Below are 6410 nucleotides of genomic sequence, written 5' to 3' on the forward strand. Positions count from 1 at the left end.
CCGGTCGCCACCGTGTCGCCCGGCCCGCCGCCGCCCACGCCGACCGCCGCGCCGGCCCCGACCAAGGCGCCGCCGCAACCGCTCGGAACGGTCGTGGACAGCGGCATCCGGTACGGCGCCGACGCGCGCGTGTTCTTCATGGTCCCGGTCGACGTGCCGGAGCTGCCGCGCGTGACGATCGGCCTGGTCGCCGGGCGGCGCGCGCCGGACGGCCGCCTGACCTCCGACTTCCTGGTGAACGACGTGACCGGCAGCGACCGCCGGCCGGGCTTCCACGAGATCGGGTACGACCAGCAGCGGGCGCCCACCGACACGACGATCCCCACGTTCGGCTACTTCGTCGGCCCGGCGGCCCGCATCGTCGGGACTGTCGACGGCCGGCAGGTCGAGGCGAGGCTGGTCCGCTGGAGCGAAGACCCCCAGGTGGTGATCTTCTGGTTCGACCCGAAGACCCTCACCCCGGGAACCCCCCTGGACGGCATCACCGCCCGCACCTCCCAGGGCCGCCGCCTGTAGCCCCCTCTCCCTCCCCCTGTGCCCGGTGATCAAGGAGTTTGCGGGCGGACATCGCCTGCTGAGGACACAAACTCCTTGATCACCGGCGCGAGGGGGGCCCGCTCCCATCAGGTGAGAGAGGCGGCTGGACCCCGGCCCCTCGTCGACGATCTTGCACTTTCTGCCCGGTCAGATGGGACATCTGCGACATCAACAGGGCCGCAAGTGCAAGATCGCGGGGAGCGGGTGTGGGAGCGGGTGAGGGTGGAAGGGCGAGGGCGAGGGTGGGGTGGGAGGTGGGGCGGGCGGGTGTGAGGATCGGGGGTATGCGTGGGGTGGTGTTCGAGCGGTTCGGGGTGCGGCCGGAGGTCCGGGAGGTGGACGACCCGGCGCCGGCGCCGGACGGCGTGGTCGTCCGGGTCGGCGCGACCGGCCTGTGCCGCAGTGACTGGCACGGCTGGCAGGGCCACGACCCGGACATCCGCGTGCCGCACGTACCGGGGCACGAGTTCGCCGGTGTCGTCGTGGCGGCCGGCGCGGACGTACGCGGGTGGCGGCCCGGCGACCGGGTGACCGCGCCGTTCGTCTGCGCGTGCGGGCGGTGCCCGTCGTGTCTCGTGGGCGACCAGCAGGTCTGCGAGCGGCAGACCCAGCCGGGGTTCACCGGTTGGGGTTCGTTCGCCGAGCTGGTCGCGGTACGGCACGCCGACGTCAACCTGGTCCGGCTGCCGGACGAGCTGGACGAGGCGGCCGCCGCCGCGCTCGGCTGCCGGTTCGCCACCGCGTTCCGGGCCGTCGTCGCGCAGGGCCGGGTGGCGGCGGGCGAGTGGGTGGCGGTGCACGGCTGCGGCGGCGTCGGCCTGTCCGCGGTCATGGTCGCGGCGGCGAGCGGGGCGCGGGTGGTGGCGGTGGACGTGTCGCCCGGCGCGCTGGAGCTGGCCCGCCGCAGCGGTGCCGCGGTGTGCGTGGACGCGAGCGCTCTGAGCGGTCCCGGCGAGGTGGCCGCTGCGGTCCGGGAGGCCACCGGCGGGGGCGCCCACCTGTCGCTGGACGCGCTCGGCAGTCACGCCACCTGCGTGGCGTCGATCGAGGGCCTGCGCCGACGCGGCCGGCACGTGCAGGTCGGGCTGCTGCCCGCCGCGCAGGGCCGGCCCGCGCTGCCGATGGACCTGGTGATCGCGTACGAGCTGGAGCTGCGGGGCAGCCACGGCATGCCGGCGCACGCGTACCCGGAGATGCTGCGGCTGGTCACCGCCGGGGTGCTGCGCCCGGCCGAGCTGGTCACCCGCACCATCGACCTGGACGCCGCCCCTGACGCGCTGGCCACGATGGACCGGCCGGCCACCGCCGGGATGTGCCTGATCCGGCCCTGAGACGGGCACGGGCCGGCCCGGCGCCGGGTGACCCGGCGCGGACCGGCCCGCGAGGCCGTCCGGTCAGTCGGTGACGGTCACCGTGACGGTACGGGGCGGCTGCTGGTACTGACCCCGGTTGTCCATGCCGCGGATCGTCACCGTGTACGTGCCGGCCGGGATCACCGGCGACGTGTACGCGAAGTTCGACCCCGGCGAGCCCGGGCTGGTGAGGAACGTGGCGATCCACGGCCAACTGGTCGGCGCGCCTGCCCGGCCGAACGTGCCGGCCGAGTTCATGCCCTGCCCGGCGCTGTTGCCGATCTGCACCTCGACCTTCTGCATCCCGCCGTCGTCCACGGCCCGGCCGGTGACCACGATCCGGCCACCGGTGTACGCCTGACCCTCGACCGGCGTGATGCTCGGCTCCAGCGTCGGGTCGGTGTCACCCGGGTAGACCAGGTAGCGGGCGGTCGCGCCGCTCGTCGAGTTGTCCTGCTGACCGGCGGTGTCCACGGCCCACGCCTCGACGCTGTACGTGCCCCGGGTGGGCAGGTCGATCGAGAGCGTGAACGCGGTGCTGGTCGCGCCGGGCGCGGCGAGCGTCGCGTCGACCGTGGCGAACGCGGCGGCCATGGTGCCGTTCGGTTGCACGTACCGGCCGGTGTCGAGGTCGCGCAGCGCGATCCGGACCGCCCGCACACCCTTGTCGTCGGTCGCCGTGCCGGCCAGGTCCAGGTGCAGCTGGTCGATGTCCTGGTTGGTGCCGGTGAAGCCGAGCAGCCCGTTCGGGAAGGCGTCGCCGGGCACCTGGGCGGTGACGGTGAGCCGGCCCATGTTGGTGCTGGACGTGGTCAGGCCGAGCTTGTCGGTCGCCCGTACCCGGAAGTCGTAGACGCCCGGGGTGAGCGGCACCGTGGTGAACGACCAGTCGAACGTCGCGGCGTCGAGGTTGGTCGGGGAGATCCGGTGGTAGCCGGCGACCGAGTCGGCGCCCCACGTGCCATCGCTGGCGAGCGCCTCGCGGGTGGTGTTGTTGCGCAGGTAGATCTCGACCGACTTGAGGGCGTCGTCGTCGCGTGCCGTACCGGCGAACGTGACGGTACCGCCGGGCGCGACGGTGAACGGCACGGCGTTGCCCGGCGGCGTCATCGCCACCGGCGAGGTGATCGCCACTGTCGGCGGTACGCCGTTCGCGGAGACGGTCCAGTCGCGGGTGTCGCCGCGCAGGTCGCTCTGCCCGGTCGTGTCGACGGCGGTGGCGGTCATCTTCCACTGTCCCTCGGTGGGCAGCGTGACCTCGTACTGCCAGGTCGTGGACGTCGCGCCGATCACGTCCGGCTCGCCGCGGAACGTGTTGTAGACGGCGGCGACGGTCCCGTCGTCCTGCAGGTACCGGTTGTCCGGGGTGCGGAACGAGTAGATCAGCGAGTTGACGCCCTTGTCGTCGGTTGCGGTGCCGGAGGCCACGAACGTCTGCGTGGCGACCAGGCCGGCCGACGGCGAGCTGATCCGGGTCGTCGGCGGCAGGTCGTCGAAGCGGAACGCCTCGATCTTCTTGACCGCCTTGGTGGTGTCGCCGGCCCCGTTGCGGTCGAACGTCTTGGCCTGCAACTGGTAGACCCCGGCCGGCAGCGTCACCGGCAGGCTCCACGTGGTGGAGGTGGCGTTCGGCGCGGCCACGGTCGTGTTGATCGCCTTGAACGCGCCCCAGGTGGTCAGGTCGGCCTGGAGGTACTTGCCGCTGTTGCGGTCCTGGATCTCCAGCTGGACCCGGGCCACGCCGGCCGGGGCGAGCGCCTGGCCGCTGATCGTGAACGACTCGCCCGCCGGCTTCACCGCGCCCTCGATCGGCGTGGTGATGGTGGTGTCCAGCGCCGCCGGCTTGGGCTCCTTGGAGAGGTCGAAGAAGGCCACCCGGCCGGTGGTCTTGCCGCCCTTGACGTTGCCGTCACCGCCGACGAGCAGGCCGCGCGAGGTGGCGAGCATCGCCTTCTCGCCCTCGTACGAGTTGGAGCCGGGGTTCCACTCCAGCGCGGTGCCGGTGAGCGGGTCGAGCGCGCCGAGGTGGTCGCGGCGGACCACCTGGTCGCCGAGGCCGTAGCCGCTGAGCCCCTGGCCGGTGCCGTAGCCGACGTTGTCCAGGCCGGGCCACGGCACGTTCGACGTGGGCGACTCCTGCCAGCTGAAGTGGCCGCCGACGTAGACGGCGGTGTCGGTGATCGCGACCGAGTAGATGCTGTCGAAGTGCCGGGAGATCCAGAGCGGCTCGACGTTGTCGTTTCCGGTCAGCGAGTACGCGATGGCGGTGTCGTTGATCGGCGGGCGGTCGCCGCCGGAGCCGCTGGTGACCACGAAGTACGAGTCGTCCGGCGCGATGTCACCGGCGAAGACGCGCTGGATGCCGCCGACGAAGGAGAGGTTGTCCTCCCACAGCCGGGTACGCCACGGCAGCAGCGCCTTGCTCGCCGTACCGATGAGCGCCACGCCGTAGCGGTCCTGGCCGGCGATCTGGCGGCCGGTGTGCACGACCAGCAGCTTGCTGCGGTCGTGGGTGAGCTTGAGCTGCTGCACGGTGAGCATGCCGCCGACGCCGATGCCGCCGGTGAGCGGCAGGTTGAAGCCGGTGTCGACGGCGCCGGTGGTGGGGTTGAGCGCGGCCAGGCCGCTGCGGCTGACCCCGTTCACGGTGGCGAACTGGCCGCCGACGTAGACCGCGTTGCCGCTGACCGCGAGCGCGGTGGCCCGCGCGTTGGCGGTGGCGGTGAACGCGGCGATCGGCGCGCCGGTGGTCGGGTTCAGCCGGGCGATCTTGCGCTTGGTGACGCCGTTGATCGTGTTGAACGCGCCGGCGATGTAGAGCGACGAGCCGTCCGGCGACGCCTCCACCGCGGCGACCGCGCCGTCGATGACCGGCTTGAACCCGGTGTCCACCTTGCCGGTGTCCAGGTTGTACGACGCCAGGGACTTCTGCGCGATCGCGGACCCGCCGACGTTCGCGATCGAGGTGAACGTGCCGGCGATGAAGACGCGGTTGCCGATCACCTCGATGTCGGTGATCTCGCCGTTGCTGATCCGCGGCGTGTCGGTGCGGGGCGTGGTCGGCATCAGCCGGGTGTCCCCGGGGGTGACCAGCGCACGGGTCGCGGTGGTACGCGCGGCGCCGAGCGCGGCGCTGCTTCCCGTCGCCTGTGCGCCGGTGTGGCCGGCCACGCCGGCGTCCCGCACGGTGACGGTGGCGGCGAGCGCCGGCACTCCCGCCACCACGACCGCGCCGGCGGCGACGACCGCCGCTGCGCGAAGCCAAACTCGCATCGAGACAACTCTCCCTGTCCGCCGGGACGGCCCTCTCGGGTGATTCCCGAGTCCCCTCCGTCCGCGTGCCGGACGCCACCGTAGGAGGCAAAGACTTCTCGCGATACGTGCCGCACCGGTAATCGACCGGTCGCCATCAATTCCGGCCACACCGGCAGGGCGCCTCCACCGATCGGGTCACCGGCTGTCACCGTCCGGCCGTGCGCGCCGTCGGGCCCGCGACGTCACCGTCGCGGCGGGCTCAGGGCACCTCGTCGCCGCGCTTGTCCTCCTGCGCCAGCACCGCGTCGCGGCGCTGCGGGTCGTCGCGTCCGGCGAGCGCCGTCGCCAGTCCGGGATCGGCCGCGAGCCGCTCCCGGTTGCGGTGCCAGAACGCCTCGAAACCCCCTGTGTACGGGCACGCCGTGTCACCGAGCGCCACGTCGGGCTCGTACCGGCAGCCGGCACAGGGGGCGCCGATCCGGAACAGGTGTGTGCCGTCGAACGCCCACGGCCGGGTGTCGATGCGGGACAGGTCGGCGTACTGGCTCATGCCGATGACTGTGGCGTTCATGACCCAGTCCGCGCCGTCGACGAAGCTGCGGCGGAACCAGTCGGCCAGCTCGGCGGGACGCCAGCCGCGTTGCAGGCCGTAGTTGGCGAGCACCGTCAGCCGCGCGGTGTGGTGCGCCCAGGCGGTGTCCCGGACGCCCGCGAGCACGTCGGCGAGGCAGCGGGCCTCCACCGCGTCGGCGTCGAGCCGGTCGAACCACTCCGGCAGCGGCTGCGCGGCGCCGAGCCAGCCGGCGCCCCGAAACCGCGGCGCGAAGTACCAGTAGAGCTGCCACAGGAACTCGCGCCAGCCGAGCAGGCCGCGCACGAACCGGTGCACCGCGGCGGGCGGCGCGGTGCCGTCCCGTCCGGCCCGTTCGGCAGCCCGGATCGCCGGTTCCGGGTCGAGCAGGCCGCTGTTGAACGAGGACGACAGCGCGCTGTACGCGAGCAGTCCGTCGCCGTCGCGGAGCAGGTCGTGGGTGTCGGCGTACGCGGGCAGCCGGTGGGTCAGGAAGTGCGTGAGCCGGGCCTGCGCCTCGGCGTGCGTGGCGGGGTGGCGGCGCGGGGCGTCCCGGCCGGTGAACCGGATCCCCTCGTCCGCCCAGCGGTCCAGGTCGCGGCGGACCTGCGCGTCGATGTCGTCCTCGACGACCGGCGGGGGCGGCGGCACGTCGACCGGCGGCCGGGCGCGGGGGCGGCGGGCCGGGGCGGGCA

The 6410-nt window shown here is 73.4% G+C and carries 4 protein-coding genes; 2 read left to right on the plus strand and 2 right to left on the minus strand.

Features of this window, described 5'->3' with window-relative positions:
• The coding region (locus AC2CHG_RS29090; RefSeq protein WP_484525996.1) for a hypothetical protein at positions 1–516 on the plus strand (516 nt) is incomplete at its 5' end.
• Between the two features lie 305 nt (positions 517–821).
• Complete coding sequence (locus AC2CHG_RS29095; protein WP_484525997.1) at positions 822–1868, plus strand: zinc-dependent alcohol dehydrogenase family protein; 1047 nt, start codon at positions 822–824, stop codon at positions 1866–1868.
• Positions 1869–1931: 63 nt separating this feature from the next.
• On the opposite strand, the gene AC2CHG_RS29100 is transcribed toward AC2CHG_RS29095, so the two are convergent.
• Positions 1932–5162: an Ig-like domain-containing protein gene (locus tag AC2CHG_RS29100; protein WP_262012158.1), complete on the minus strand. Its 3231-nt coding sequence runs from the start codon at positions 5160–5162 to the stop codon at positions 1932–1934.
• A gap of 241 nt (positions 5163–5403) precedes the next feature.
• Positions 5404–6410, minus strand: a 1007-nt coding sequence (locus tag AC2CHG_RS29105) for a cryptochrome/photolyase family protein (protein WP_484525998.1), incomplete at its 5' end; no start/stop codon positions are given.

The sequence above is a fragment of the Micromonospora sp. ATLC20 genome (assembly GCF_057196585.1).

Coding starts and splice junctions, on each gene's coding strand:
- AC2CHG_RS29095 (WP_484525997.1), top strand. CDS start 822: ATGCGTGGGGTGGTGTTCGAGCGGTTCGGGGTGCGGCCGGAGGTCCGG.
- AC2CHG_RS29100 (WP_262012158.1), bottom strand. CDS start 5,162: ATGCGAGTTTGGCTTCGCGCAGCGGCGGTCGTCGCCGCCGGCGCGGTC.